This window comes from Fodinicurvata sediminis DSM 21159 (assembly GCF_000420625.1).
Taxonomy (GTDB): Bacteria; Pseudomonadota; Alphaproteobacteria; order Kiloniellales; family DSM-21159; genus Fodinicurvata; species Fodinicurvata sediminis.
In genome coordinates, this window is sequence record NZ_ATVH01000014.1 from 76,972 (window position 1) to 102,276 (window position 25,305).

Consider the following 25,305-nt stretch of genomic DNA (forward strand, 5'->3'; position numbering starts at 1 on the left):
GCAGAGGGATCAGCCTCAGGCTTCCGGAGATCAGTCCACCTGAAGCCGCCGGCGCACCAGGCGCAGCAGCCCGCCAAGGACAGGCAGGCGTTCATAGAGCTGTCCGGCGGCGTCCCAGTGATCGATATGCATCTGCACACGCCCATCGTCGGCCAGGAGGATCTCGCTCATACCCTCGATGCACTGCTCGGAACCCTGTTTGCGCCGGTAGATCATGCTCCAGCGCAGGTAGGCCGCCCTGTCGCTGCAGGCCAGGTCATGCACCTCGAAACGCACGTCGTCCAGCAGGTCGAACATGTGCCGGAAGGCCCGCTCCATAAGCGGCCGTCCGATGAAGTCGTTGAAGGGGTCGCGGAAATGAACCTCCTTCGTTACGTACCGGTCCAGGTCGGGCAGCGTCTCGGGCGAGAGTGCCTCGAAGTAGGCGGCATAGCGCCGGGCCGCCGCCAAGCGATCTTCAGTGTTCATGATGTCTCAGCTTCCGGACGACGCAGCATGCGGGCCGTGACGGCCAGCTTCAGGGGATACGGCAGGATGCGCAACAGCTTCACCATATAGGTGAAGCGTCGCGGAAAGGTGATCTCGAAGCTGTTCCGCGACAGCCCCTTGTAAAGCGCGCATGCGGCATCCTCGACGTCCATCAGGAAGGGCATGGGGAAATCGTTCCGGTCGGTAAGCGGCGTGCGCACGAAGCCCGGATTGACCACCTGCACCGTGATGTTGTCCGGCTTCAGTTCCACACGCAGGGCCTCGCAGAGATTGATCAACCCGGCCTTGGTCATGCCATAGGCCGAGGCCTGGGGCAGACCGGTATATCCGGCCACCGAGGCCACCACGGCTATGCGCCCGGCCCGACGCGCACGGAAACGTTCGATCAGAACCTCCAGGCAGTGGATGGTGCCCATCAGGTTCAGATCCACAAGCTTGCGGAAATCCGAAGCCTTGAATTCGTTCGCAGGGGTCGGCTGATGCGTGCCGGCATTAAGGACCGCCTGGTCGACAGGCCCAAGTTCGCTCTCGATCCGCGCCACCGTTCGGTTCACGGCCTCCGCGTCGGTCACGTCCAAGGGATAGGCGACAACCCCACCCCGGGCGCCCGCGGCCTCGCTCACCAGACTGTCCAGTTTCTCGGCAGAGCGGGCCGAGACGGCAACGCTCCAGCCATCGCGCGCCATCTGCAGCGCCAGTTCCCGGCCCAGCCCGCTGCTGGCGCCAGTGATCCAGGCGCATTTCGCAGCTTCGCTCATGTCCACTCTCCTTCTTCGGCATAATCCAGGCTATCCAGGAACATCCGGGCTTGGCTCTGCATGTCCGTCAGCTTCTGCCGCTTCATGCGGTTCAGCGCGCTCAACGGCATCGCCATGCGGGGATTGCTGTGGAAGCGTTGTTCATGCCGCGCGATGAAATCCCAATAAAGGTAATTGAAGGGGCAGGCGTCGTCGCCCGTCGCCTGTTTCACGTCGTATCTGCAGTGCCGGCAATAGTCCGACATGCGATCGATATACTTGCCGCTGGCGGCATAGGGCTTGCTGGCCATAAGGCCGCCATCGGCATGCAAGGCCATGCCATGGGTGTTGGGCAGTTCCACCCATTCGTAGGCATCGGCATAGACCACCATGTACCAGGCATTTACCGCCCTGGGATCCAGTCCGGCCAGCAGGGCAAAGTTCCCTGCCACCATCAGGCGCTGGATATGATGTGCATAGGCATTGGCACGAGTCTCGCCGACCACCTGGTGCAGACAGTTCATCTCGGTCTCGCCCGTCCAGTAGAAGGCCGGCAGCGGCCGCTTGGCCGCCAAGGCATTCAACTCTGCATAGCCTGGCATCTCCTGCCAATAGAGGCCGCGCACGTACTCGCGCCATCCCAGGATCTGCCGGATGAAACCCTCGACGGCATTCAGGGGCACCCGTCCCGCTTGCCAGGCTTCTTCCGCCCGGCGGCAAACCTCCAGCGGATCCAGGAGGCCGATGTTTATGTAGGCCGAGATCATGGCATGGAACAGGACCGGCGCATTCTGCTTCATGGCGTCCTGGTAATCGCCGAAGGACGGCAAGCCGTGATCCAGAAAGTACGTAAGGGCTATGTCGGCCTGATCCGCCGTGACCGCCAGGTCAAAAGGCTCAAGCATCCCGAAATGCCTGTCGAACTCTCGCCCAACGAGTTGCAGGACTTCGCGCGTGATCCCATCCGACTCAAAACTCGGGACCTTTGGCAACGCGATGTTTTGCGGAAGGGCCTTGCGGTTCTCCCGGTCGTAATTCCACTTGCCACCCGCCGGCCGGTCCCCTTCCATCAACAGCCCCGTTTCCCGGCGCATTTCTCGATAGAAGTGCTCCATGCGCAGGGACTTGCGTCCTCGGGCCCAGCGGGCAAAACGATAATGGGAACAGATGAACCGCTGGTCTTCGCGGATTTCAACCGGAATGCCGAGTTCCGCCTCCCAATCCTCCATCTCTGCGCGCAATCGCCATTCCGAAGGCTCGGTTACCACCAAGCGGGAAATACGCAACTGCGCAACCGCGGTTCGTACCGCTTCCAAGAGATTCGCATGGACTGGCGGCTCATCGTAGCGGCGATATATCAGCTTGTGACCTTCGCTCTCCAGGCGTTCGGCAAAATGGCGCATGGCCGAGAAAACCAGGGCAATCTTCTTCTGGTGATGGCGAACATAGTTGGCCTCGGCCTTCACTTCCGCCATCAGGACCAGGTCGTGCTGAGGTTGTGCATCCTGGAGGCTGGAGATATGAGGTGAGAGCTGATCCCCCAGAATCAGGCGCAGGCAACGGTCCATCGAGATGATCAATCAGGTGCCCGAGCGGCCATCGACGCCGGCCGAGGAGAGAGGCGTACGCAGATAGCGCACCGGTTTGCCGCGCGCCTCGAACTCCAGTCCGCTCCAGCGCCCTTCCCGGTCATACCAGATATCCAGGTTCAGATCGCCGGTGACACTATAGCGGGTGGCCTCGACCGATCCTTCTTGCGTGTCCAGGTTTTCACGGCCCTGTTCGTCCACCTGCAACTCGACAATGCGCCCGAACTGTGTATCCAGAAGGCGTTCGCGCTCCATGGCATCGGGGTTCCAGTAACTGGTTGTCAGCATGTCTGCCGGTGCAGTGAATTCCCCTTCCTCGCTGGAGTTTACCTGCAGGCCATCATCCGTAGCCTGGACTTCCACCTGATACTGCGTGCCGTCATCATCGGTTTCGCTGGACAATGAGACCAGCTTGCCATCCTGCCAGACTTCGTGGTTTCGGTGGCTGTAGCTGTAAACGGGAATGAAGGCCAGGTTGACCTCCAGTTCGATCTCGACGAAGACATGCAGTTCTTCGCCATGCTCCTCGAATCGCAGGCTGTGGGTGCCGATGTCATTGCCATCGCGCCGGACCTGAAAGTCCAGAGTGTTCTCCTCGGGAATCGCGGCGAACACAGGAGCCACGACCAGGGTCAGCATCAAGGCCAGACCGCCCCAACGGCGTGCACCAGCGGTGGCCTGCTTCAATCTACATCCAGACACGGCGAATTCTTTCCCATCTCGGGTGGATCGCAGGCCGTTCACCGTTTTGGCAAGCCGGCCTCGTCCAGCGCGGTCAGGATCGACCCGCTTTCCGACCGCTCTTTACGCAGCCGGTTGCCGTCTGGATCGCTTCAGTCTTTCAAGGAGATCAGCCTCTGCACAGAACGTCAGTCTTTTCCCTGCAAACGCTTCTTTACACGCCCGGTCATGCGACCGGCAAAGCGCATAGGATTATCCGAAGGCCGGGTCTGGGAGGCCTGCTCTTCCCAGTCCTTGCGCAGCGTCTGGCTGGTTTCCACCATCTTCGGCTGCACCTGACTCTGATAGACGTCCTTGGCCTTGGCCCGCACGCGAGGGTCCGAGGCAGCGCGGCGGGCGGCGCGCATCAAGAAGCTTCTGACAAGGGTCATGACGGTTTACCTGCTGCCTTTTCTGTTCCTCCACTCCAATATAGTGCGAAAAGGAACAGCTGTAAAAGAGGCAGAAAACTAGACTGGAACCAGATCACCCGGACTCTGCCAGGCATCCGGCAATCTGCTGTCCCAGGTTGCGCATCAGTTGATAGTAGGCAGATGGCCCTGGATCAAGGACAGCGCCCAGCGGGTCCAGCTCCGCTGTGCGCACCTCAGTGCCTTCGATCAGGCTGGAAACCAGACGCGGCTCGAACTGCGGCTCGCTGAATACGCAGACCGCTTCCAGCTGCTCCACCTTCTCCCTCAGCTCTGCCATGCGGCCCGCGCCTGGCTGGCGCTCGGGGCTCAAGGTCACCGAGCCGACGGCATTCAGACCAAAGGCCTCCTCGAAATAGCGATACGCATCGTGGAAGACGATGTACGGACGGTCGGCAACACCACTCAGCTGCTCCTTGAGTTCAACCTCCAACTCGTCCAGATCCTTCAGGGCTGCGTCCGTGTTTGCGTGATAGGCCTCGCTATGCGCCGGATCGACCGCGATCAGGGCATCCCGAATGGCCGTCAGCATGGCAGCTGCATTGTCCGGCGACAGCCAGATGTGCATGTCATAGTGCCCGTGTGCATGTTCTTCACCGTCGGCATATCCCCCGCCGTGGGAATGCCCGCCCTCGTCATGGTCGTGGTGCCCATCGTCGTACTGGTCATCCTCATGGCGCCCGTCTTCATGATGGGTGTCCTCATGGTGAGCATGCGTCTCGTCATGATCATGATGGCCGTGGTCATTACCGCTCGTATGATGAGCGTCGTCATGGCCGTGGTCGTGGTGATCCCAGGTTCCCTCACTGCGGTTTTCCAGAAGATGGATCCCTACGCTCTGCGACAGAGGGACGACCCGGGCATCGCTGCTCAGGGATTCGAGGGATTGCGGCAGGAAGGACTCGAGCGATTCCCCCACCCAGAAGACGACATCGGCCTGCTCCAGGGCCCGTGCCTGGGAGGGACGCAGGCTGTAGCTGTGGGGCGAACCGCCCCCCTCGACCAGCAGGTCAGGCGCACCCACGCCCTCCATTACCTGGGAAACCAGGCTATGGACCGGCTGAATCGAGGCCACCACCTGGGGTGCATCCTGGGCAGACAGAGGGCTCGAGAACAGGACGACGCTCGTCAGGACGCCACCGAGCAGGCTGTGTTTGAGACTTTTCATTGGGCTGGTTCATTCCGGTGTTCGAGGAAGATGCCGCTGCCCAGTCTGGACGGCGGCAGCGCGATTCCAGAAGTGTTATATTATAACATATTTATCTCGACAAGCCTGCTCTTTTGTCCTATTTCTCGCCCGTGACAAGGATTCCATGCCATGCCGTCTAACGATCACGATCATGACCGCTGCCTGAACGAAGCGCTCGACCGCGTCCAAGCCGTCTGTTCCGAGCGCGGTCTCAAGCTGACCGAGATGCGCCGCCGTATCCTGGAACTGATCTGGACCAGCCATCGCGCTTACGGCGCCTATGACCTGCTCGAAATGCTGCGTGCCGAACGTGGGCGGGTCGACCCGCCAACGGTTTACAGAGCGCTTGATTTTCTGCGTGACCAGGGCTTCATACACCGTATCGAAAGCCTGAATGCCTTCGTTGGCTGTCCCCTGCCGGATCGCAGTCACAATGGACAGTTCTTCATCTGCGACGACTGCGGAACAACACTTGAAGCCCAGGACAACAGCATCTCCAAGGCCCTGCAACGCAGTGCCGAGGAACAGGGCTTTCGCGTACAGCAGAAGATCGTGGAGTTGCGCGGTCTCTGCGCAAACTGCCGAACGGACTGAGACGATTCCCATGACCGACAATCCTTCCCTGCTGGTCGAGACTTCCGGCCTCGGCCTGGCTCTGGGCGGCCGTCAGATCCTGGAATCCATAGACCTGGGCATAGCGCCCGGTGAGATCGTTACGGTCATCGGGCCGAACGGCGCCGGCAAGACCAGTCTGCTGCGCATTATCCTGGGTCTGCAGAAGCCTGACAGCGGGAAGGTTCACCGACGTTCCGGTCTGCGCCTCGGCTATGTTCCCCAGCGCATGTCTGTCGGGCCGACCCTGCCCCTGTCGGTTCTGCACTTCCTGTCCCTGCCGGATCGTCAACCACGCCGAAAACGCCTGGACGCACTGAACGAACTGGGCATCGGTCATTTGGCTGATGCCCAGTTGCACAGCCTCTCGGGTGGCGAGTTCCAGCGTGTACTGCTTGCGCGCACGCTGCTGCGCGATCCCGACCTGCTTGTGCTGGACGAGCCGGCGCAGGCCATCGATTTCGTCGGACAGACCGAGCTCTACCAAATGATCGACCGAGTGCGGCGCGAACGCGGCTGTGGCGTGCTGCTGGTCTCGCATGACCTGCACCTGGTCATGGCCGCCACGGATCGGGTCATCTGCCTGAACCGGCACATCTGCTGTTCCGGGGAACCCGAGACCGTCAGTCAGCACCCCGAATACCTGTCCTTGTTCGGTCCACGCGCGGCCCAGGCACTGGCCATTTATCACCATCACCACGATCATCAACACGACCTGGACGGAGCACCGATCCAGGAAGATGGCACCAGCACCAAGCAGCCTGAGAAGCAGGAGAGCCATCATGCTTGATGATTTTCTCGTCCGCGCCTTCCTGGCCGGCGCGGGTGTTGCTCTGGTTGCCGGTCCCCTTGGCTGTTTCGTGGTCTGGCGACGCATGGCCTATTTCGGCGACAGCCTATCGCACACCGCCCTGCTGGGCATCGCACTCGGTTTCCTGCTGGGAATCGACTTGCAGTTGGGAGTCATGGCCAGTTGTATCGCCATGGCCATCCTGGTCGTCGGCCTGCAACAGCAGAAACGCCTGCCCACCGACACCCTGCTGGGTATCCTGGCGCATTCGGGTCTGGCTCTGGGCCTGGTGGCCATCGCCTTCCTGGACCGCCTGCGCATCGACCTGATGGGCTATCTCTTCGGTGACATACTGGCGGTTTCCACCACCGATCTGGCCTGGATCTACTCTGGCGCCACCCTGGTCCTTGCCTTGCTGATTTTCTTCTGGCGCCAGCTGCTGTTCGCCACCCTGCATGAAGACCTGGCGCGCGCCGAAGGCGTTCGGGTCCTGCCGCTGCGTTTGCTCCTGATGCTCACCATGGCCGTCACCATTGCTGCAGCCATGAAGATTGTCGGCGTCTTGCTGATTACTTCGCTCCTGATCATTCCGGCCGCTACCGCCCGCCGCTTTGCCACCACGCCGGAACAGATGGCAGTCATGGCAGCTGTTGCCGGTATCCTCTCAGTGGCCGGAGGGCTTTGGGGCTCCCTGATCTATGACACGCCCTCAGGACCCAGCATCGTCGTCTGTGCGCTGCTTCTCTTTCTGCTCAGCCTCGGTCTCGGCGGTCTGCTGCGCCGGGCCTGATTCCGAATGCGCCTGGGCCTCCTTCTGCTCGAAGGCCCTGAGGCGCGAATCGAGCAACTCACCGTGGCTTTTCAGAATGGGGTGCGCAAAGGACGTCAGGTGCGCGGTGATGCGCTTGAAGTCGCGCAGGATATCGAGGTGCAAGGCACTGGTCTCAATGCTCTCCATCTGGCCGTGGCGCAGACGCTCCATGTGACGTTCCGAGGCGTCCTGCTCCCAATCGCGAATCTTGTCCTTCTCGCGCACTAACTGGCGCGCCATCTCGATATCGCGGCTGAAAAAGACCGTCATGGCCAACTGCATCTGGGCAACCACCAGGCCATGGAACTCCTTGATCTCCTGCCAGCCTTCCTGGGAGAACTGCAGACGGTTGCGCAGGCGTTTGCTGGCCGTGCGCAGCAGATTCTTGTCGATGACGTCCCCAATATGCTCCAGGTCCGTCGTCATCGCCATGATGTCGAAACAACGCTTCATCTCGTCTTCCGACAACTGATTGCGCATGACCTTGGCGACGTAGAGCTTGATGGCTTCGTGCAGCCGGTCAATGTCGTTGTCACGCCGACTGATCGTATTGATGGATTCCTGCTCGTTCGCCTTGAAGGCATCCATGGTCTGCCGCAGCATGGTTTCCACTAGGTCCGCCATGCGCATCATTTCGCGCGTGGCACAAGCCAGCGCCATCGAAGGCTGGTCGATCACCGACTCATCCAGAAACCTCGGTTCGACACGCTCCTCGCTGAGTGATTTCTCTTCCGGCACCGCCTTTTCCAGAAAGCGTGCCATGGGCCCGATAAGCGGCACGAAGGCCAGCGCCAACGCTATGTTGAACAGCGTGTGGAAGTTGGCCAGCTCACGTGCTGGATTGTCCTCCAGCATTCCGAGCCCGGCCGATATGGGCTCCAGAAACGGCAATACAATCAAGGCGCCGCTCAAGCGGAACAGAAGATTGCCTATGGGCAGGCGCTTGGTCGTGGCATCCCCTTGTGCGGTCAGGCCGATCATCACCAGGCCCGAACCCACATTGGCGCCCAGTACCAGCGCCAGGCCCAGGGTTCCCGGAAAGACACCGGACATCGACATGATCAGCAGAACGATGGCGGCACTGGAATGTGACAGCCAGGTCAGCAGCGCCGCTATCACAAGGGCCAGAACCGGCTGGCCGGACAAGCTGTCCAGGACCGTCTTGACCAGTTCGCTCTCGCGCATGGGCTCGGTCGCCTCGACGATCATGTTGAGCGAAAGAACGATCAGGCCGAGCGCCAGGATGATCCGCCCCAGGTTGCGCAACCAAGCGAACTGCCCTGCCGAAAAGGCCAGGAAGCCGGTGATCAGCAGTCCGGGCGCCAAAAAAGAGATGTCGAAGGACAGGATCTGGACCACGACGGTGGTGCCTATGTCGGCGCCCAGCATGATGGCCAGAGCTGGGGCCAGCATCACCAATCCCTGCTGCAGGAAGGTCACGAGAAGAAGCGCCGTGGCTGTTGAGCTTTGCAGCGCGGCTGCAACACCGGTGCCCGTCACGCAGGCAAGCCAGCGGTTCTGGGTGGCGCGTGAAAGATAGCGGCGGAAATCCGCTCCGAAAGCCTCGCGGACATAATGGGACACCATCTTCGTTGCCCAAAGCAGAAGGGCAACGCTTCCCAAAAGATTTATGAGCCAAAAATCTTCCGACATCGTCAGAGGCGATCAACACTATTCCAACGGAGAGACGGGTAACCTGCCGGGCGCAGCCGACAGGCAACTGTCATGAATGTGAAACACAATCTCACTATGTCAGACAATTCAGATTTGTCCATTGCCCAGCGGGGACATCGTACACGTGCCAAAGCCGGACAAGCCGGCCATGACGACACGCAGCTGGGAAATCAGCTCCCCCCTGACAGCAACTGCCCGATCTTATCTGCAAGGTCAGAGCGGCGATAAGGCTTGTGCAGGACCCCGAACCCGTCTGGCAGGTCTTTTTCATCCTCAGCAATTCTCTCCTCAGTGTAACCCGAGGTGAACAGGACCTTCAGGCCAGGCACGTGTTCCTGTGCCTTTTGTGCCAGCTGCCGCCCATCCATGCTGCCGGGTATGACGATGTCAGTGAACAGCAGGTCGAAATCCGGTGCTGCTTCCAGCGCCGCCAGCGCCGCCGCGGCATCGCGCACCGCAACAACTTCGTGGCCCAGGCTTTCCAGTTGGCTCTCAGCATAGCTACGGACCAGTTCGTCATCCTCCACCACCAACAGCTTGCCGCGTGCGCTCAACTGACTTCGCGGGTTCGAGGACGGCACCGAAGCATGCAGTGCTGCCTCTGTCGAGCGCGGCAGGTACATACGGATCGTGGTGCCTTTACCCGGCCGGGAATCGATATGAACATGGCCTTGCGACTGGCGCACGAAACCATAAATCATGCTTAAGCCCAAACCACTCCCCTGCCCGATGTCCTTGGTGGTGAAGAAGGGCTCGAAGGCACGCGCCTCGACCTCGGGCGACATGCCCGATCCATCGTCGGCGACGGCAATCATGACATAGTCGCCGACAGCTATTTGCAGGGAGTCAGCCGTTTCGGCGCCGAAGGCGACGTTCGAGGTCTCGATACGGACATGACCTCCGGCAGTCATCGCATCACGCGCGTTGATGACCAGGTTCAGCAAGGCCACCTCCAGCAACACCGGATCCACGTAAGTCATCCAGACGTCTTCGGAAAAATGGGTGGTGATCTGGATATCCTCACGGAGCGTGCGCTGGAAAAGCGCATCGAGCCCAACCACGAGATCGTTGGGATTCACCAGTCTTGGTTCCAGGGTTTGCCGACCGGCAAAGGCCAGCATGCGCCGGGTCAACTCGGATCCGCGCTCGGCTGCGTTGGCCGCCGTCTCCGCCAACTCACGCAGATAGGGATCCTCCAGGCGATTCCCCAGAACCTCGGTATTGCCAAGGACTATGGTAAGCAAGTTGTTGAAGTCATGCGCCACTCCACCCGTTAGTTGTCCCAGGGCCCGCAGGCGTTCTGACTGGATCAGTTCCTCCGCCATCTGCCGGCTGCGCAACATACGGCCCACGTGATCCGCCACGCCATCAATCAGATCGCGTTCTTCTTTCAACAGGACAGCTTCGCCCCGTCCCCGCGCCTCTTCGGCATCGCGCGGACCAGCCTCGATGATGCCGATCTGACCGTAAACACCCTGTATGGCAGCCATGTAGCTGGCCGCAGGCCTGGACCAATTGCGAGAGGGACAATCTTCCCCCTCTACCTCGATACGTACAGCCGGTGTGTGCAGTTGGATCAAGCTGTTTTCAAGCACCTGCGCGATGTCCCGGCAAATCTCTGTCGACGGCCGGGAACGGTTCGACGTCAATTCCATCACGTCATAGAGGCATCGCAATTCGGTCATGCGCTCGCGCAGTGTCAGACGCAGGTGTTCGATGGATTCGTTGAGCTCCTCCATCTCCTTGACGCTGGTCCTGCGCCGCGCAGGTGCAGAGAAATCGAGATCGGCGATGCGGCCAACATCACTGGCCAGACGCTCGACAGGCCGTGCCAGGGCCTTGCCTGCCAACCAGACAACAGGGATCACCAACAGCATGACGACACCGAAAGTCTGCAGCAGGCGCGCGCGCAGTTGTCGCGATCCGGCAGCCAGCTCCTGCATGGGCGCTGCCATCACGAAGGTGGTTCCGCGTCCGTTCAGGGGCACCAGTGTGGCCAGCCAATCCTGCTCCTCCACCGTAAGAGTTCCGGTAAAGTCTTCCTGTAGCCCCTGGCTTCGCTCTGACAGGGCGGTCAGGATCGGAGCACCAACCCTTTCTGCCTTAGGCAGGGCTTCGAGTGTACTCATATCCTTGCTGGTCCCGCTGCGCACCACGTTCCGTAGGCGTTCGATATCGCTATAGGCCAGGACACTGCCCTGCGGATCCAGGATGGCAGCCTCGGTTGTGGGGGCATTGCGCCCCGTCAACAGACTGTCCGACAGTTCCCACAGGGATAAGTCAACACCCGCCACTGCACCCGATTGGGCGCGCCGTGCCGCTGTTATGCCGGGCTCCCGGGTCGTGAAAAAGACATAGGGCATGGTGACGATGGTTTTGTCGCTCTGCCGTGCTTCATTGTACCAGGGGCGCTGACGCGGATCGAAGTCGTAGTCCACCTTGTTGCGAACTTTGATTATGTCCAGCGCGCGATCCAGGAATTCGAAGCGCGCGCCATCTCTGTCTGCCCATTGTGCCAGCCATTCGGCCTCGTCGGGCGCATCAAGCTGTTCCTCGTGGCGTCCAACGGGACGCAGCAACAGGAAATCGCCATCAGGCCACCCCACATAGGCGGCAGAAACGCCGGGTACAGCCCGCAGCACTGTTGCCAGGGCATGAAACTGCTGGCCGCGCTCCTGCTCATCCCGGGTTTCGATTATTGGGTTCGATGCAAGCGAATCGGCGGCCGAGCGGGCCGTGTCCTGCAACTGGTGCAATTTCAGCAGCGCAAGCGCTGCGCTTTTGTGAAATGAAGTGGAAACCGTTTCGTCCACAAGCTGCTGGCTGCTGCGGCTTGCAACCGTCCCCAGCACCAGGCCCAGAAGCGCAAAGAGGAAAAGAAATAGCAGGATGATATTCACGCGCAACGGGATGCGAAGTCCCGCCTTCCGCGCGTGCCTGTCGCCTCTTGCGCTCGCTCGTGCCATTCCCGCTGCCCCACTACCCGAGGCAGCGAGAGCCCTGCCTGCTCCTGATTGCCTCCGGTTGCCCGGTCGCACCGGCTGCCTGCCAAGCGACCTTTTTCTTGCAGACCAAGTTATACCAGCCCTTTTCACAAGGCTAGCGCGAACATACTGGTTCACAACCTTTGAGGTCGCCGGGACCACGTGAGCAAGCCAAGGGCGCAGGCTATACAGTATTGCGCGTAACCGGCGAGCCGATAGACTGTGCCCCTATCAAGACACAAGGCTTGAAGCAGCTATCAAGCAATCGATGTGAAGGGTATCATGCCGGACGTTGCAACCCCACCCGCCATACCGACCGAATCCTTCACGGATGCCGAGGCTGCGGCAAATCGCATCCGCGAGATTTATGAACGCAACACAGCCTTCCTGCGGGAATGTTTCAAAGCCTACCTGAGCGGCGATACACAGCTGCAAGCCAGCCGCGCCACCTACCCTTTCGTGCGGGTGGCCACCACCTCCCATGCGTTGGTCGATTCCCGCTATGCCTATGGTTTCGTTTCACGACCCGGTATCCACGAGACGACTGTGACCCGGCCCGATGTTTTCGGGAACTATCTGCATGAACAGATTGCCTTGCTGATGGAAAACCACGAGGTCGAGGTTCAGATCGGCGAGTCCGACGAGCCGATCCCGGTACACTTCGCCTTCAAACGGGACATCAACCTGGAAACCGGCCCCCTGCAGCAGGATCCGGACGCCATAACGCAGCCTTTGCGGGACCTGTTCGACGTTCCGAACCTGGCAGGCATGGATGACTCCATAATCAATGGAACACTGGAAACCGATGACAATGCGCCCCAGCCCCTGGCCCTGTTTCGGGCGGGCCGGATCGACTATTCGCTGCATCGCTTGCTCCACTACACCGGCACCAGCCCCACCTGGTTCCAGAATTTCGTGATCTTCACCAACTATCAGTTCTATCTCGATTCCTTCGTGCGCATCGGGCGTGAGCGGGTCGAGCGCGGCGACCCCGGCTGCCTGGCCTTTGTCGAGCCGGGCAACGTGGTAACCCAGCGCAAGGAGGGCGGTCGGGTCGAGACCACGGGACAGCCGCCCGAACGCATGCCTCAGATGCCGGCCTACCACCTGGTCGGCACCAACAATTCCGGGATCACGATCATCAACATCGGCGCCGGCCCTTCCAACGCGCGGACAATGACGGATCACGTGGCCGTCCTGCGCCCCCATGCCTGGCTGATGCTGGGTCACTGCGCGGGGCTCAGGAACACCCAGAAGCTGGGGGATTATGTTCTGGCGCACGGCTATGTGCGTGAGGATCATGTGCTGGACGAGGACCTGCCGACCTGGGTTCCGGTTCCGGCCTTGGCGGAAGTGCAGGTTGCGCTCGAGAAAGCCGTGGCCGAAGTGACCGGCCTGTCAGACTATGACCTGAAGAAAGTGATGCGTACTGGAACCGTGGCCAGCGTGGACAATCGCAATTGGGAGCTGAGCGAACACAAGGCCGTCATGCGCCGGCTGTCGCAGTCGCGCGCCATTGCTCTGGATATGGAATCCGCCGCCATTGCAGCCAACGGCTTTCGCTGCCGGGTTCCCTACGGCACGCTGCTCTGTGTTTCCGACAAGCCCCTGCACGGAGAGATCAAGCTGGCCGGCATGGCCGGGGAATTCTATCGCCAGCGCGTGGACCAGCACCTGGAGATCGGCCTGAAGGCCCTGGAAAGTCTGCAGAGCCAGGAACGCGAACGCCTGCATTCCCGCAAGCTGCGCAGCATCACGGAAGTCGCCTTCCAGTAGAATCTGCCCGCAACTGTATGGCCCGAAACGTGAAAGGCCCGGTGCGCCTCTATTCGGAGCGCACCGGGCCTTCGTCTGAACTGCTTTTTCCGTCAGGCCGCGGACGAGGTTTCGTTGGCGCGCTTCATTGCCTCTTCGATCATCTTGCGGGCCTCGGCATCATCGCCCCAGCGCTTCACCTTCACCCATTTCTCCTTCTCCAGATCCTTGTAGTGCTCGAAGAAGTGCGTGATCTGGTCCAGCAGAATGTCCGGCAGCTCGGTGTAGGTATGAACATCACTGTAATAGGGATGCAGCCGGTCGGAAGGCACGGCCAGGATCTTTTCGTCCTCGCCCTTTTCATCCTCCATGATGAGCACGCCGATGGGACGGGCCGACACGACGGCGCCTGGCAGGATCTGCCGACGCGAGACGATCATCACATCGATGGGATCGCCGTCGTCCGACAGGGTGTGCGGAATGAAGCCGTAGTTGCAGGGATAGTGCATCGCTGTGTGCAGGAAGCGATCCACGAAAAGCGCCCCGGAGTCCTTGTCCAACTCGTACTTCACCGGCGAGCTTCCGATCGGAACCTCGATCAGAACGTTGCAGTCTTCCGGCGGGTTCTCGCCGACGGGAATTTTGTTGATGTCCATCTTCTACTCCGCGATTGATCGCTTGGAATTCCAAATGGCGTCACAAGGAACATCGAGCCCTGGTCACGTCAAGGAAAGTTTTGCAGTGCAACATCAAAAGACCCGGTTGAGATCGTGGACTCCAACCCTGTTTCACTCTACATGCGAAGGGTCGCATTGACCCAGAGGCTATAATATCAGGTAAGGCATGCCCGCAGACCCCGCGCAGAACAATTCTTCACCTCCTCCGCCGCCAAGTCAGCCGGCCCTGAACATGCCGCGCACCATCATGATCCTGCTGCTGGTCATGGGCGGAGTCAGCCTGCTGCGCGCTGTCCTGCCGGCAAACCTTGATTATCAGTTCATCGTCTGGTTTGCGCTCTATCTTTTCGTGAATGGCCAGTTCATCTGGGAGCGACTCTACAGCCTGGTCACCTCTGTCTTCATCCACGAGGGACTGCTGCATCTTCTGTTCAACGGTTTCTGGATCGCCACCATCGGTACTCTGGTACAGAGAACGCTGAACGGCCGGGATTTCCTTCTGCTCTTCCTGGGCAGCGCGATTGCCGGGGGCATCCTCTTCGTGGTGTTGAACTGGGGCGTAACCGCCATTGCTGTAGGAGCTTCGGGAGGCGTCTTCGGCCTGCTGGGCGCCTTCGGGCATATCGGCGTGGCACGCCCCTGGGAGGACAGGCCGACGCGCTGGCGCAAGCTGGCAGTCTTCACGGCGGTGATGATGGCCATCAACATCGCCTATGCCATGCTGGGCGGCGTGGGTGGCTCCCAATCGCCCTCCATCGCCTGGGAAGCCCATGCTGGTGGCTTCTTTGCCGGCCTGTTCCTCTATCCCTGGCTATTGAAACGCCAGCTGGAACGCTTGGAGAAATCCCGTTTCCACGTGGTGGACTAGCCGCTATAGGCACGCCAGACGAAAGACAAGCCGATGACCACCAGAACCAGCAGCACCACGGTCTGGAAGCGTGCCTGCGAGACGAACCTGCGCACCCACTGCCCCAGGAAGACACCACCGAAGACCGGAAGCACTGCGAAGGCAGACAGCAGAAGCTCGTACCAACCCAGGATGCCGTGCAGCGCTAGCGCGGTATAGAGCGGAAAGGAATTGATCAGGAAGAAGATCGATATCGCGCTGATGAAGAAGGTCTTCTCCAACCGCAGGGCAACAAGATAGAGCGCAAGAGGCGGGCCGGGCAGATTGGAAACGCCCCCCAGTACCCCGGCCCCGAAACAGACCGCGAGACCCACCGGCCGCTCCTGGGAAGGCTTCAGAGTGAAGCGCGGACTGGACAGGGTCAGCAACGCCATGCCGGTTATGGCAATGCCCAGCAGCAGGTAGAGCAGTTGGGGATCCAGAGAGATCAGGAGCTGCACGCCCAGCAGCACGCCCACGACCAGGGCCAGCATGACCGGCCAGAAACGCTTGATGACACCCAGGAAATAGCCCCCCTGAAAGGCCTGGACCAGGTTGCTCAATATCACCGGCAGCGAGAGAACCGTAATAGCTTCCGGCACGGGCATCATGTAGGCCAGCACGGGTAAGGCCACCAACGGCAGGCCCATGCCGATCACGCCCTTGACGAAGCCGGCCAGGAGCAATCCGCAGAACCCGGCGATATAGAGGACAAGTGTATCGGCTGTCAGGGGCTCCATGGGAATTTGCCGTGCTGTTGAGAAAGGCGGGCCGGGCGAGAAACCGACAGCATAAGCTTTGCGCCCGACAGGAAAAGCCCCTTGCCATGGCGTGACGACGCGAAGAGCGGCTCAGGCGCCACCGTCCGGAATATCCAGTTGGTCGCGGGCCACCGCCAGGACAGCATCGGCCCCCTCGCCAGCAGACAGTCGCAGCCAGTCGATGTTGCCTGGATCGTATGTCAATTGCTTCTCCAAGACGGAAACATCCGCATCCGAGCTGTCGTTGCGCCGGGCCCGGACCCTGGCCTCCAGCGTTTCACGGGGGGCTTCCAACCAGACCCCCTGGAAGGTCGCGCCGGCGGCATCGGCCAGGGCCTGCAGGCGGTTGCGCTCCTCCGGCCTGGCCCAGACCGCATCCGCGATCACGCTGTGGCCTGCCTGCAGTGCTGTCTCCGCTTCGGAAAACAGGGTGTCATAGACCTGTTCGTTCATGCTGGGGCTGTAGGCCTCTGCAGGCAGCTTCGTTTCCGGGGCCACGTCATTCAAGCGTTTGCGGATCACGTCGCTGCGCAATTGCAGGGCTCCGGGGACGCGCCCCAGATCCGGCGCCAGCCGGGCGGCCAGCGTCGATTTTCCGGTGCCCGAGAAGCCGCCCACTGCGATCAGCCTGGGTCTGTTGTCGGGACGCAGGAAGTCCAGGGCCAACGCAAAGAATCCCTGGGCGGCAGCTGCCAGCTTCTCAGCTTCTTCAGGCTCGTCCTGGCCTTCAACTGCTGCAGCCGTCACCTTTGCACGAATGGCCGCCCGCACGCTCAGCATCAGGGGCAGGGCTTGCAGAGCCTGCGGCTGCCCCATACGGCCGAAGTAACGGTTCATTGCCAGGTTGGCCAAGTCAGGGCGCCCCCGGTTGACCAGGTCCATCAGCAGGTAAGCCAGGTCATAGACGACATCGATGCCGGCAATGCGCTGACTGAACTCGATGCAGTCGAAGGGGGTCGCGTGTCCTTGCCAGAGCACCACGTTCCCCAGGTGCAGATCTCCATGGCATTGCCGTACCCAGCCGTCCGCACGACGCCGGTCCAACAGGTCCGCAACATGTCCCAGGCTCTCACGGCTGCGCGTCGTCAGATCCGCCACGGCCTCAGGACTGAAGGTTTCGGACAGGGCCTGCATGTCCTGAGCATTCTCCTCGATCACATTGCCCAGGCCCTCGGCCCCACCGTAAGGTTCGGACAAGCGCTCGGCCTGCTCATGCAACTCATAGACCCGGTCGACCAACTCGACGACATGCTCCCGGGTCAAGCGGTCCTGCTCGATCAGATGGTCGAACATAAGGTCTTCATCGAAACGGCGCATCTCGATGACCCACTCTACAGGGGAGCCGTTTCCGTCGATCTCCAAGCCGCCATCTTCGCTGCGGTTTATCGAATGCACACCCAGGTAGATGTCCGGCGCTGTCCGGCGATTGAGCTCGACCTCGCGCCGGCAAACCTCTTCGCGGGCCTCCAGGTCGGTGAAGTCCAAGAAGGAGTAAGCCACCGCCCGCTTCATCTTCCAGGCGCGATTTTCGGTCAGGAAGACATGTGCCACATGGGTCGTGACATGCCGGACGGCTTCCGAGGCACCCTCGTGGTTTTCCGGTGCCTTCAGGAAGGCAACCACCTCTTCCTGCAAGCTTTCCCTGTCTTCTGTTTCCACGACAGATGCCCCTTTATCTGTAGGTTCATTCCTATGTAGTGACGGCTATTCCCGCCTGCCCTGTCCCTCATGCAGTCCACCCCTGCAGGATTGGCACTTACCCCGTCTGTCGAAACAGGGCTACAAATCCAGGACGGGAAGACGATAGAACAATCCATTCGCCTTCGGGGGCTCCATGTCAACGCAACTGCAATCTGTCAACGCGCTGTCCATCGCGGCAGCCAACCGCAGGGGCATCTTCTGGATGCTGTTCGCGGTCTTCCTGTTCGTCAGCATGGACGCCATCGCCAAGACCCTGTCACAGAGCTACGACGTGGCCCAGATCGTCTGGGCACGTTACACCTTCCACGTCCTGATCATGGTGGCACTGCTGAACCTGCGTCTGCCGGCCCTGCTGTACACGCGGCGTCTGCCCTTGCAGTTGTTCCGCTCGCTGATGTTGCTTGTGACCACCAGTCTCTTCTTCCTGGGAATTTCCCATATTCCTCTGGCCGAAGCGGCCGCGGTCATGCTGGCGGTTCCCCTGATCGTGACGGCCCTGTCCATGCCGCTGTTGGGCGAGCCCGTTGGCATTCGTCGCTGGACCGGTGTTTTCCTGGGCTTTGCCGGGGCCCTGATCATCATCCGTCCGGGCAGCGATATCTTCGATCCGGCCACGCTCTATGTCCTGGCCGCTGCCTGCACCAATGGCCTCTACCACATCAACACACGGCAACTGAGTCAAAGCGAAGCGCCCATGACCACGCTGACCTACAGCGCCCTGGTGGGAATGATCGTGATGTTCTTCGTGGTGCCCTTCTTCTGGACCACGCCCGACCTTTGGGGATGGGTCGGCCTTATCTCCATCGGTGCCATTGGAGGCGCCAGTCACTTCTGCATCATCAAGGCCTACCAGGCCGCAGCTGCGGCCGTGGTCGCCCCCTTCAACTATTCGAACATGCTCTGGGCCACTTTCTATGGCTTCCTGCTGTTCGGTGACCTGCCCGACGGCTTTACCGTGCTGGGGGCAGCCATCCTGATTGCCAGCGGACTCTACGTTTTCTACCGCGAACAGAAGAAGCAGGCTGCAGTCCAATAACTTCCTGACTGTGCTGTATTCTTTTTCGCCTGAAGCCACTTGAAAAAGTTTCAGGACGGTCGTACATACAGTTCGCCTTAGCACTCGCCGAATGGGAGTGCTAGCAACTCTTCTCTTAAACACGTCAGTCTCTATTGGGAGGACGATCTATGAAGTTCAGACCGCTTCATGACCGCGTGGTGGTTCGGCGCATCGAGGAAAACGAGCGTACCGCCGGCGGCATTATCATTCCGGATACGGCCAAGGAAAAGCCGATGCAGGGCGAAGTCGTCGCCGTCGGACCCGGTGCGCGCAATGACAAGGGCGACCTCGTCGCCCTGGATCTAAAGGAAGGCGATCGAATCATTTTCGGCAAATGGTCCGGCACCGAAGTCAAGATCGACGGTGAAGACCTGCTGATCATGAAGGAATCCGACATCATGGGCATCCTCGAGGGCAAAAAAGCCTCGAAGAAGGCCGCTTAACACGAAGGACGACAAGACATGTCTGCCAAGGAAGTCAAATTTTCACAGGATGCACGCCAGCGCCTGCTGCGCGGTGTCGACATCCTGGCCGATGCGGTCAAGGTGACGCTCGGCCCCAAGGGCCGCAACGTGGTCCTGGACAAGTCCTTCGGCGCACCGCGCATCACCAAGGACGGTGTGACGGTCGCCAAGGAAATCGAGCTTTCCGACAAGTTCGAGAACATGGGCGCACAGATGGTGCGCGAGGTTGCCACCAAGACCAACGACATGGCCGGTGACGGCACCACCACGGCCACCGTTCTGGCACAATCCATCGTGCGTGAAGGCGGCAAGGCCGTGGCCGCGGGTCTGAACCCCATGGACCTGAAGCGCGGCGTCGACCTGGCCGTTGATGCCGTGGTCGCCGACCTGCGCAAGCGCGCACGCGACATCAGCCAGAACTCCGAGATCGCACAGGTTGGCACCATCTCGGCCAACGGCGACAAGGAAATCGGCGAGATGCTGGCCAAGGCCATGCAGAAAGTCGGGAACGAAGGCGTCATCACGGTCGAGGAAGCCAAGTCGCTCGAGACCGAGCTCGAGGTCGTCGAGGGCATGCAGTTCGATCGCGGCTATCTCTCGCCCTATTTCGTCACCGATGGCGAAAAGATGCGTGTCGAGCTTGAGGATCCCTATCTACTGATCTTCGAGAAGAAACTGTCCAACCTGCAAGCCCTGCTGCCGGTCCTCGAATCGATCGTTCAGTCCGGCAAGCCCCTGCTGATCATTGCCGAGGACGTCGAGGGCGAAGCCCTGGCCACTCTGGTGGTCAACAAGCTGCGCGGCGGCCTGAAGGTCGCGGCCGTCAAGGCACCGGGCTTCGGCGATCGCCGCAAGGCCATGCTCGAGGACATCGCCGTCCTGAGCGACGGCCAGGTTGTCTCGGAAGATCTGGGCATCAAGCTTGAGAACGTGACCCTGGATATGCTGGGTCGTGCCAAGAAGGTGACCATCACCAAGGACGAGACCACCATCGTCGATGGTGCGGGCAAGAAGAAGCAGATCGAAGCCCGCGTCAATCAGATCAAGGCGCAGATCGAGGAGACCTCCTCGGACTACGATCGTGAGAAGCTGCAGGAACGCCTGGCGAAGCTGGCCGGCGGCGTTGCCGTGATCCGCGTCGGCGGCTCCACTGAAACCGAGGTGAAGGAGAAGAAGGACCGCGTTGACGACGCCCTGCACGCCACGCGCGCAGCCGTCGAGGAAGGCATCCTGCCGGGTGGTGGTGTCGCCCTTCTGCACTCGCTGTCCGCATTGGACAAGGTGAAGCCCCTCAACAACGACCAGAAGGTCGGCATCGACATCATTCGTCGCGCCCTTCAGGCACCGGTTCGCCAGATCGCACAGAATGCCGGTCTGGATGGGGCTGTTGTCGCTGGCAAGCTCGCCGAATCGAAGGACTACAACTACGGTTTCGATGCTTACAAGGGCGAGTACACCGACATGGTGAAGGCCGGCATCATCGACCCGACCAAGGTCGTACGCACGGCCCTGCAGGACGCAGCCTCCATCGCTGGCCTGCTGATCATGACCGAGGCCATGGTGGCCGAGAAGCCTGACTCCAAGAAGGCTGCGGCGGGCGCCGGAGCTGGAATGGGTGACATGGACTTCTAAGCGGGTTGCCAACCTGAAAAGAAGCTACGGGCCGGCATGGCAACATGCCGGCCTTTTCTTTGGCGTTGGAAGTTGCCCTCTTCAGCCCCAATATCCGGAGTCAAATGCACCTTTCAGCAAGGATGATATGACATGACAGCCGAAAAGCAGAGCGACCAATTCGACCTTTCCCATCTGACCCCCGAACAGCGGGAAGTCACCCAGAACGAGGGAACGGAACGCCCCTTCACGGGCGCACTCTACAACGAGAAGCGTCTAGGAACTTACACCTGCATTGTCTGTGGAACACCGCTGTTTTCCTCGCAGCACAAGTTCGAGAGCGGAACAGGCTGGCCGTCGTTCTGGCAACCGATCAGCGATGACGCTGTCGGCACCAAGGAGGACCGCAAACTCTGGATGAGCCGTACCGAAGCGCACTGCACGAACTGCGGCGCCCATCAGGGGCATGTTTTCCCAGATGGTCCCGAGCCCACCGGGTTACGCTACTGCATCAACTCCGCCGCCCTGGACTTCATCCCTGAAGCACAGGAGGACTGAGTCCATGAGTGGCGCCGAAAGGCACCAAGACAGTTATCCGAAAAATGCTCTGGTGACAGGTGCAGGCCAGCGACTCGGACAGGCCATGGCTCTGGAATTGGCCGCCCGTGGATATCGCGTTGGCCTGCACTACAACAGCTCCCGTCAAGCCACCGAGAGAACCGCCGAGGACATCCGCCGCAACGGTGGAGAGGCCATTCTGTTCCAGGCTGACCTGTCCCTGGAAGAGGAAACAGTTCAACTGGTCGAGGACGTGGATCGTGAACTCGGACCTCTCGGGGTGCTGGTCAACAATGCGGCTACCTTCGTGCGCGATGAATGGGACGACACGACTCGAGACAGCTGGGACCTCCACATGGAGCCCAATCTGAGAGCACCCTTCATCCTGACCCAGGCCATGGCCCGCAACCTGCCCAATGACAGCGGCGGTCTGGTCATCAATCTGCTGGACCAGCGAGTCTGGAACCTGACTCCCCACTTCATCAGCTACACACTCAGCAAGAGCGGCCTCTGGACCCTGACCCGAACCCTGGCCCTGTCCTTGGCGCCACGAATTCGGGTCAACGCGATCGGCCCTGGACCGACCCTTCCCAGCCCCAACCAGACCCAGGCGCAATTCGATGCCCAGGTCCGAAAAGTCCCCCTGCGTCGGGGCCCCGACATGGACGAAGTGAGGAACACGCTGGCTTTCCTGCTGGGTGCCGGTTCGGTAACCGGGCAGATGATCGCACTCGATGGCGGACAGCACCTCGGTTGGGGGCAAGTGAACTGACTTTGTCGCTTGACTCACCGAAAGTTTTGCACATCGCCCAAGGAAACCAGGCGGTATCCCGTTTGAGCTTAATATTCTTCCTAAGTGACAGTTTCATGAAGATTGACAAAGGAAATAATTTTTAAAATCAATAAGTTAATATTGTGACTAAAAAATAGGCAATCTATAGAAAGTCTTGATTCTCTTGGGCCTCAGCTTTGACAAGACGAAGATAACCACAGAGTTATCCACAGATTTCGTGGATAGCGCCCGCAAGCCCCGAGATTCCGCCCGATTCCAAAAAATCGGGCCTGTGAAGGCTTGCAGGACTCCAACCGTCGGTCCCAATTAGAACGGACCGAAAGGCATTCTGGAACCCGGATCCGACCATTCATGGCAAAGGCAAAAGGCAACCGACGTATCAAGGACCCCTCGGCCGGTGGGAAGCGTGCACCGCAGTTCCATGACGACGCCTCCGAATCACTGGGTATTACTGGAGCGACTCCGGGGCTGGCCGAAGCGGGCATGTCATTCGAAGGTCAGGCCCAAGCCGAAGGTGAAGCCTCCCTGACCCAAGGCGTCGCAGTGCTGGAAAAGGCCGTGAAGACGCTGCCGGAAAGTCCCGGTGTCTATCGCATGCTCAACCGACGCAATGATGTGCTCTATGTGGGCAAGGCAAAGAATCTGCGCAAGCGGGTCTACAACTACACCCAGATTGCTAAGCAGCCGCGGCGCCTGCAGCGCATGATCGCCGAAACCTGCGGACTGGAGATCGTGCGCACCAACAGCGAGGTCGAGGCCCTGCTGCTGGAAAGCAACCTGATCAAGCGCTTCATGCCGCGTTACAATGTGCTGCTGCGCGACGACAAGTCCTTCCCCTATATCTATCTTGGCAGCGATCACGATTACCCGCGCCTGACCAAGCATCGCGGTGCCCATGAACGCGAAGGCAACTATTATGGACCCTTTGCGTCAGCAGGCGCCGTCAATCGCACTCTGACCGCACTGGAAAAGGCCTTCCTGCTGCGCTCCTGCTCCGACCACGTCTTTGCCAATCGGACACGCCCCTGCCTGCTGTATCAGATCAAGCGCTGCTCGGCCCCCTGTGTCGGCCGTATCAGCCAGGAGGACTACGCACAGCTGGTCCAGGCGGCCCAGGACTTCCTCTCCGGCAAGGACAGCGCCATCCAGGGTGAATTTGCCCAGCTCATGCAGCAGGCCTCGGAGAATCTGGATTTCGAGACGGCGGCCCGCTACCGCGACAGGATTCGCGCCCTGGCTCACATCCAGTCCAACCAGGATGTGAATGTGGAAGGCGTAAATGATGCCGATGTCATAGCCCTGCACCAGGAAGGCGGCCAAAGCTGCCTGCAGGTCTTCTTCTTCCGGGCGGGACGCAATTACGGCAATCGCTCCTATTTTCCGGGCCACGACAGCAACCTGGACCCGACAGAGGTGCTGGGCGCGTTCCTGGCCCAGTTCTATGACAACAAGCCTGTGCCCGCTCTGGTCCTCCTGAGCCACGAGCCCTCGGAGAAGGATCTTCTGCTGGAAGCGCTCGAGTTGCGCGCAAACCACCGCATTCGCATGCAGGTGCCGCAACGCGGGGAAAAGCGCAAGCTGGTGGACACCGCCCTTTTGAATGCCCGCGAGGCCCTGTCACGCCGCCAGGCCGACATCACCGCCCAGAGCCTGCGCATGGAAGAACTGGCGCGGCTGCTCGATCTCGATGCCCCGCCCGAACGCATCGAGGTCTATGACAACAGCCATATCCAGGGCAGCAATCCCTATGGCGTGATGATCGTGGCGGGCCCCGAAGGCTTTCGCAAGAACGCCTATCGAAAGTTCTCCATTCGCACGCTGAAGGACAAGGACAGCGTCGGCGACGACTACGCCATGATGCGCGAAGTCCTGACACGGCGCTTTTCCCGCGCCATCAAGGAAGACCCCGACCGCGAGGGCGGACAGTGGCCGGATCTGGTCCTTCTAGATGGAGGGCGCGGTCAATTGGGCGTGGCCGAAGAGGTCTTCGCCGAACTGGGCATCGAGGATATGCCCGTGGCGGGTGTGGCAAAGGGGCCCGACCGGGATGCAGGACGGGAACGTATTTTCCTACCGGGCCGCGCACCTTTCCTGCTGACGCCGGATACACCGCTGCTGCATTATATCCAGCGCCTGCGCGACGAAGCTCATCGCTTCGCCATCGGCACCCACCGTGCCGGCAGAAGCAAGAGCCGCCTGACCTCAAGCCTGGATGATATTCCGGGGATCGGGGCCAAACGCAAGAAGGCCCTGCTGCTCCACTTCGGCTCGGCCAGAGCAGTGGAACAGGCAGCCCTGACCGATCTTGAAGCCGTGGAAGGAATCAGTCATGCCGTTGCCCGAAAGATCCATGAGCATTTTCATGCATGACCACAGCCGTCATTTTGCGTATTAAGGCAGAGGAACGCCACGCAGCGCCCCGGTTCCCAAGCAGAGCGGAGACTTCATGCTGACCAGCCTGCCCAATCTCCTGACCCTGGGACGAATCCTGGCCATTCCCGCTCTCATCATCCTGCTCTATGTGAACGAGCCAGGTACGCGCTGGGCTGCGCTGCTGCTGTACATCCTGGCCTGCGTGACCGACTGGCTGGACGGCAAGCTGGCCCGTTCCATGGGCGAGGTCTCACCGCTCGGACGATTCCTGGATCCCATTGCCGACAAGCTGCTGATTGCATCGATCATCATCATGCTGGTGGCACTTGGCGACATCAGCGATTTGTCTCTTCTGGCCGCAATCATCATCCTCTGCCGTGAGATCCTGGTCTCGGGCCTGCGCGAATACCTGGCCGAGCTGCGTGTGCCCATGCCGGTCAGCCGGCTGGCCAAGTGGAAGACCATGGTCCAGATGACGGCACTGGGTGTCCTGGTATTGGGCCCGGCCGGACCGCCCCTGCTGATGCTCCCTGTGGTAGGCGACCTCTTGCTGTGGATTGCGGCTGCGCTGACCCTGATCACGGGATATGATTACCTCATGCGAGGAATCGCTCACATGAAAGCGCATTGAGGCAAGACGGAC

Annotated in this window: 23 protein-coding genes; 12 read left to right on the top strand and 11 right to left on the bottom strand. The window is 60.4% G+C overall.

Going from position 1 to position 25,305, the window contains the following annotated elements; all coding sequences use genetic code 11:
• Nucleotides 1–30: 30 nt before the first annotated feature.
• The 6 genes from G502_RS0108180 to G502_RS21965 form a co-directional block, all read right to left on the bottom strand.
• Nucleotides 31–468, bottom strand: a complete 438-nt coding sequence (locus G502_RS0108180) for a nuclear transport factor 2 family protein (protein WP_022728178.1) — start codon at nucleotides 466–468, stop codon at nucleotides 31–33.
• Nucleotides 465–1,247 carry an SDR family NAD(P)-dependent oxidoreductase gene (locus G502_RS0108185; RefSeq protein WP_022728179.1) on the bottom strand — a complete coding sequence of 261 codons (783 nt, stop codon included), beginning with the start codon at nucleotides 1,245–1,247 and terminating at the stop codon, nucleotides 465–467. The genes G502_RS0108180 and G502_RS0108185 overlap by 4 nt, the downstream gene beginning before the upstream one ends.
• A complete protein-coding gene (locus G502_RS0108190; RefSeq protein WP_022728180.1) occupies nucleotides 1,244–2,806 on the bottom strand; it encodes a cryptochrome/photolyase family protein in 1,563 nt (520 codons plus the stop codon). Before G502_RS0108190 ends, G502_RS0108185 begins: the two co-directional genes overlap by 4 nt.
• Nucleotides 2,807–3,502 (bottom strand): DUF6134 family protein, encoded by a 696-nt coding sequence (locus G502_RS0108195; protein WP_022728181.1) that lies wholly within the window; start codon nucleotides 3,500–3,502, stop codon nucleotides 2,807–2,809. It abuts the gene before it with no gap.
• A 182-nt stretch (nucleotides 3,503–3,684) separates the two neighbouring features.
• Nucleotides 3,685–3,927, bottom strand: coding sequence for a hypothetical protein (locus G502_RS0108200; protein ID WP_022728182.1), 243 nt, complete (start codon nucleotides 3,925–3,927; stop codon nucleotides 3,685–3,687).
• Between the two features lie 94 nt (nucleotides 3,928–4,021).
• Entirely contained in the window at nucleotides 4,022–5,134 is a 1,113-nt protein-coding gene (locus G502_RS21965) for a zinc ABC transporter substrate-binding protein (protein WP_022728183.1), read from the bottom strand.
• A gap of 150 nt (nucleotides 5,135–5,284) precedes the next feature.
• On the opposite strand from G502_RS21965, the gene G502_RS0108210 reads away from it, so the two are divergent.
• The 3 genes from G502_RS0108210 to znuB are packed head-to-tail and all read left to right on the top strand — an operon-like array spanning nucleotide 5,285 to nucleotide 7,347.
• Nucleotides 5,285–5,749: a Fur family transcriptional regulator gene (locus tag G502_RS0108210; protein WP_022728184.1), complete on the top strand. Its 465-nt coding sequence runs from the start codon at nucleotides 5,285–5,287 to the stop codon at nucleotides 5,747–5,749.
• A gap of 10 nt (nucleotides 5,750–5,759) precedes the next feature.
• A complete protein-coding gene (gene znuC / locus G502_RS19310) occupies nucleotides 5,760–6,557 on the top strand; it encodes a zinc ABC transporter ATP-binding protein ZnuC (protein WP_022728185.1) in 798 nt (265 codons plus the stop codon).
• Nucleotides 6,550–7,347 (top strand): zinc ABC transporter permease subunit ZnuB, encoded by a 798-nt coding sequence (gene znuB / locus G502_RS0108220; RefSeq protein WP_022728186.1) that lies wholly within the window; start codon nucleotides 6,550–6,552, stop codon nucleotides 7,345–7,347. The genes znuC and znuB overlap by 8 nt, the downstream gene beginning before the upstream one ends.
• Here the strand turns inward: znuB and G502_RS19315 are convergent.
• Together G502_RS19315 and G502_RS21390 are read right to left on the bottom strand one after the other, a co-directional pair.
• Nucleotides 7,267–9,021, bottom strand: coding sequence for a Na/Pi cotransporter family protein (locus G502_RS19315; RefSeq protein ID WP_022728187.1), 1,755 nt, complete (start codon nucleotides 9,019–9,021; stop codon nucleotides 7,267–7,269). The two genes, znuB and G502_RS19315, sit on opposite strands and share 81 nt — an antisense overlap.
• Nucleotides 9,022–9,212: 191 nt before the next feature.
• Nucleotides 9,213–12,008, bottom strand: coding sequence for an ATP-binding protein (locus G502_RS21390; RefSeq protein WP_081649733.1), 2,796 nt, complete (start codon nucleotides 12,006–12,008; stop codon nucleotides 9,213–9,215).
• Nucleotides 12,009–12,308: 300 nt separating this feature from the next.
• Here G502_RS21390 and G502_RS0108235 point away from each other — a divergent pair, with 300 nt between their 5' ends.
• Nucleotides 12,309–13,802, top strand: a complete 1,494-nt coding sequence (locus G502_RS0108235; protein WP_026989232.1) for an AMP nucleosidase — start codon at nucleotides 12,309–12,311, stop codon at nucleotides 13,800–13,802.
• A gap of 92 nt (nucleotides 13,803–13,894) precedes the next feature.
• Here the strand turns inward: G502_RS0108235 and ppa are convergent, their stop codons facing one another.
• Nucleotides 13,895–14,437 (bottom strand): inorganic diphosphatase, encoded by a 543-nt coding sequence (ppa, locus tag G502_RS0108240; RefSeq protein WP_022728190.1) that lies wholly within the window; start codon nucleotides 14,435–14,437, stop codon nucleotides 13,895–13,897.
• A 187-nt stretch (nucleotides 14,438–14,624) separates the two neighbouring features.
• Here ppa and G502_RS0108245 point away from each other — a divergent pair, with 187 nt between their 5' ends.
• Nucleotides 14,625–15,326 carry a rhomboid family intramembrane serine protease gene (locus tag G502_RS0108245; RefSeq protein WP_022728191.1) on the top strand — a complete coding sequence of 234 codons (702 nt, stop codon included), beginning with the start codon at nucleotides 14,625–14,627 and terminating at the stop codon, nucleotides 15,324–15,326.
• Here the strand turns inward: G502_RS0108245 and G502_RS0108250 are convergent.
• Nucleotides 15,323–16,084, bottom strand: coding sequence for a sulfite exporter TauE/SafE family protein (locus G502_RS0108250; RefSeq protein ID WP_022728192.1), 762 nt, complete (start codon nucleotides 16,082–16,084; stop codon nucleotides 15,323–15,325). The genes G502_RS0108245 and G502_RS0108250 overlap by 4 nt on opposite strands.
• Before the next feature lie 111 nt (nucleotides 16,085–16,195).
• Complete coding sequence (locus G502_RS0108255) at nucleotides 16,196–17,764, bottom strand: bifunctional aminoglycoside phosphotransferase/ATP-binding protein (RefSeq protein WP_022728193.1); 1,569 nt, start codon at nucleotides 17,762–17,764, stop codon at nucleotides 16,196–16,198.
• Between the two features lie 175 nt (nucleotides 17,765–17,939).
• Here G502_RS0108255 and G502_RS0108260 point away from each other — a divergent pair, with 175 nt between their 5' ends.
• The 7 genes from G502_RS0108260 to pgsA all read left to right on the top strand — a co-directional run bounded on the left by G502_RS0108260 (nucleotide 17,940) and on the right by pgsA (nucleotide 25,293).
• Nucleotides 17,940–18,842, top strand: a complete 903-nt coding sequence (locus G502_RS0108260; RefSeq protein WP_022728194.1) for a DMT family transporter — start codon at nucleotides 17,940–17,942, stop codon at nucleotides 18,840–18,842.
• Between the two features lie 149 nt (nucleotides 18,843–18,991).
• Complete coding sequence (groES, locus tag G502_RS0108265; protein WP_022728195.1) at nucleotides 18,992–19,306, top strand: co-chaperone GroES; 315 nt, start codon at nucleotides 18,992–18,994, stop codon at nucleotides 19,304–19,306.
• 18 nt (nucleotides 19,307–19,324) lie between these two features.
• Entirely contained in the window at nucleotides 19,325–20,959 is a 1,635-nt protein-coding gene (gene groL, locus G502_RS0108270; RefSeq protein WP_022728196.1) for a chaperonin GroEL, read from the top strand.
• Nucleotides 20,960–21,091: 132 nt separating this feature from the next.
• Nucleotides 21,092–21,496, top strand: a complete 405-nt coding sequence (gene msrB / locus G502_RS0108275; protein WP_022728197.1) for a peptide-methionine (R)-S-oxide reductase MsrB — start codon at nucleotides 21,092–21,094, stop codon at nucleotides 21,494–21,496.
• A 4-nt stretch (nucleotides 21,497–21,500) separates the two neighbouring features.
• A complete protein-coding gene (locus G502_RS0108280; protein WP_022728198.1) occupies nucleotides 21,501–22,268 on the top strand; it encodes an SDR family oxidoreductase in 768 nt (255 codons plus the stop codon).
• 504 nt (nucleotides 22,269–22,772) lie between these two features.
• A complete protein-coding gene (uvrC, locus tag G502_RS0108285; RefSeq protein ID WP_040487966.1) occupies nucleotides 22,773–24,659 on the top strand; it encodes an excinuclease ABC subunit UvrC in 1,887 nt (628 codons plus the stop codon).
• Between the two features lie 76 nt (nucleotides 24,660–24,735).
• The gene (gene pgsA / locus G502_RS0108290; RefSeq protein WP_022728200.1) at nucleotides 24,736–25,293 is read left to right on the top strand and encodes a CDP-diacylglycerol--glycerol-3-phosphate 3-phosphatidyltransferase; all 558 of its coding nucleotides are present in this window, start codon (nucleotides 24,736–24,738) and stop codon (nucleotides 25,291–25,293) included.
• The last annotated feature ends 12 nt before the right edge of the window (nucleotides 25,294–25,305 follow it).

Excerpts from the sequence above, each read along its gene's own strand:
- G502_RS0108180 (WP_022728178.1), bottom strand. The coding sequence starts at position 468 with ATGAACACTGAAGATCGCTTGGCGGCGGCCCGGCGCTATGCCGCCTAC.
- G502_RS0108185 (WP_022728179.1), bottom strand. The coding sequence starts at position 1,247 with ATGAGCGAAGCTGCGAAATGCGCCTGGATCACTGGCGCCAGCAGCGGG.
- G502_RS0108200 (WP_022728182.1), bottom strand. The coding sequence starts at position 3,927 with ATGACCCTTGTCAGAAGCTTCTTGATGCGCGCCGCCCGCCGCGCTGCC.
- G502_RS21965 (WP_022728183.1), bottom strand. The coding sequence starts at position 5,134 with ATGAAAAGTCTCAAACACAGCCTGCTCGGTGGCGTCCTGACGAGCGTC.
- G502_RS0108210 (WP_022728184.1), top strand. The coding sequence starts at position 5,285 with ATGCCGTCTAACGATCACGATCATGACCGCTGCCTGAACGAAGCGCTC.
- znuC (WP_022728185.1), top strand. The coding sequence starts at position 5,760 with ATGACCGACAATCCTTCCCTGCTGGTCGAGACTTCCGGCCTCGGCCTG.
- znuB (WP_022728186.1), top strand. The coding sequence starts at position 6,550 with ATGCTTGATGATTTTCTCGTCCGCGCCTTCCTGGCCGGCGCGGGTGTT.
- G502_RS19315 (WP_022728187.1), bottom strand. The coding sequence starts at position 9,021 with ATGTCGGAAGATTTTTGGCTCATAAATCTTTTGGGAAGCGTTGCCCTT.
- G502_RS21390 (WP_081649733.1), bottom strand. The coding sequence starts at position 12,008 with ATGGCACGAGCGAGCGCAAGAGGCGACAGGCACGCGCGGAAGGCGGGA.
- G502_RS0108235 (WP_026989232.1), top strand. The coding sequence starts at position 12,309 with ATGCCGGACGTTGCAACCCCACCCGCCATACCGACCGAATCCTTCACG.
- ppa (WP_022728190.1), bottom strand. The coding sequence starts at position 14,437 with ATGGACATCAACAAAATTCCCGTCGGCGAGAACCCGCCGGAAGACTGC.
- G502_RS0108245 (WP_022728191.1), top strand. The coding sequence starts at position 14,625 with ATGCCCGCAGACCCCGCGCAGAACAATTCTTCACCTCCTCCGCCGCCA.
- G502_RS0108250 (WP_022728192.1), bottom strand. The coding sequence starts at position 16,084 with ATGGAGCCCCTGACAGCCGATACACTTGTCCTCTATATCGCCGGGTTC.
- G502_RS0108260 (WP_022728194.1), top strand. The coding sequence starts at position 17,940 with ATGTCAACGCAACTGCAATCTGTCAACGCGCTGTCCATCGCGGCAGCC.
- groES (WP_022728195.1), top strand. The coding sequence starts at position 18,992 with ATGAAGTTCAGACCGCTTCATGACCGCGTGGTGGTTCGGCGCATCGAG.
- groL (WP_022728196.1), top strand. The coding sequence starts at position 19,325 with ATGTCTGCCAAGGAAGTCAAATTTTCACAGGATGCACGCCAGCGCCTG.
- msrB (WP_022728197.1), top strand. The coding sequence starts at position 21,092 with ATGACAGCCGAAAAGCAGAGCGACCAATTCGACCTTTCCCATCTGACC.
- G502_RS0108280 (WP_022728198.1), top strand. The coding sequence starts at position 21,501 with ATGAGTGGCGCCGAAAGGCACCAAGACAGTTATCCGAAAAATGCTCTG.
- uvrC (WP_040487966.1), top strand. The coding sequence starts at position 22,773 with ATGTCATTCGAAGGTCAGGCCCAAGCCGAAGGTGAAGCCTCCCTGACC.
- pgsA (WP_022728200.1), top strand. The coding sequence starts at position 24,736 with ATGCTGACCAGCCTGCCCAATCTCCTGACCCTGGGACGAATCCTGGCC.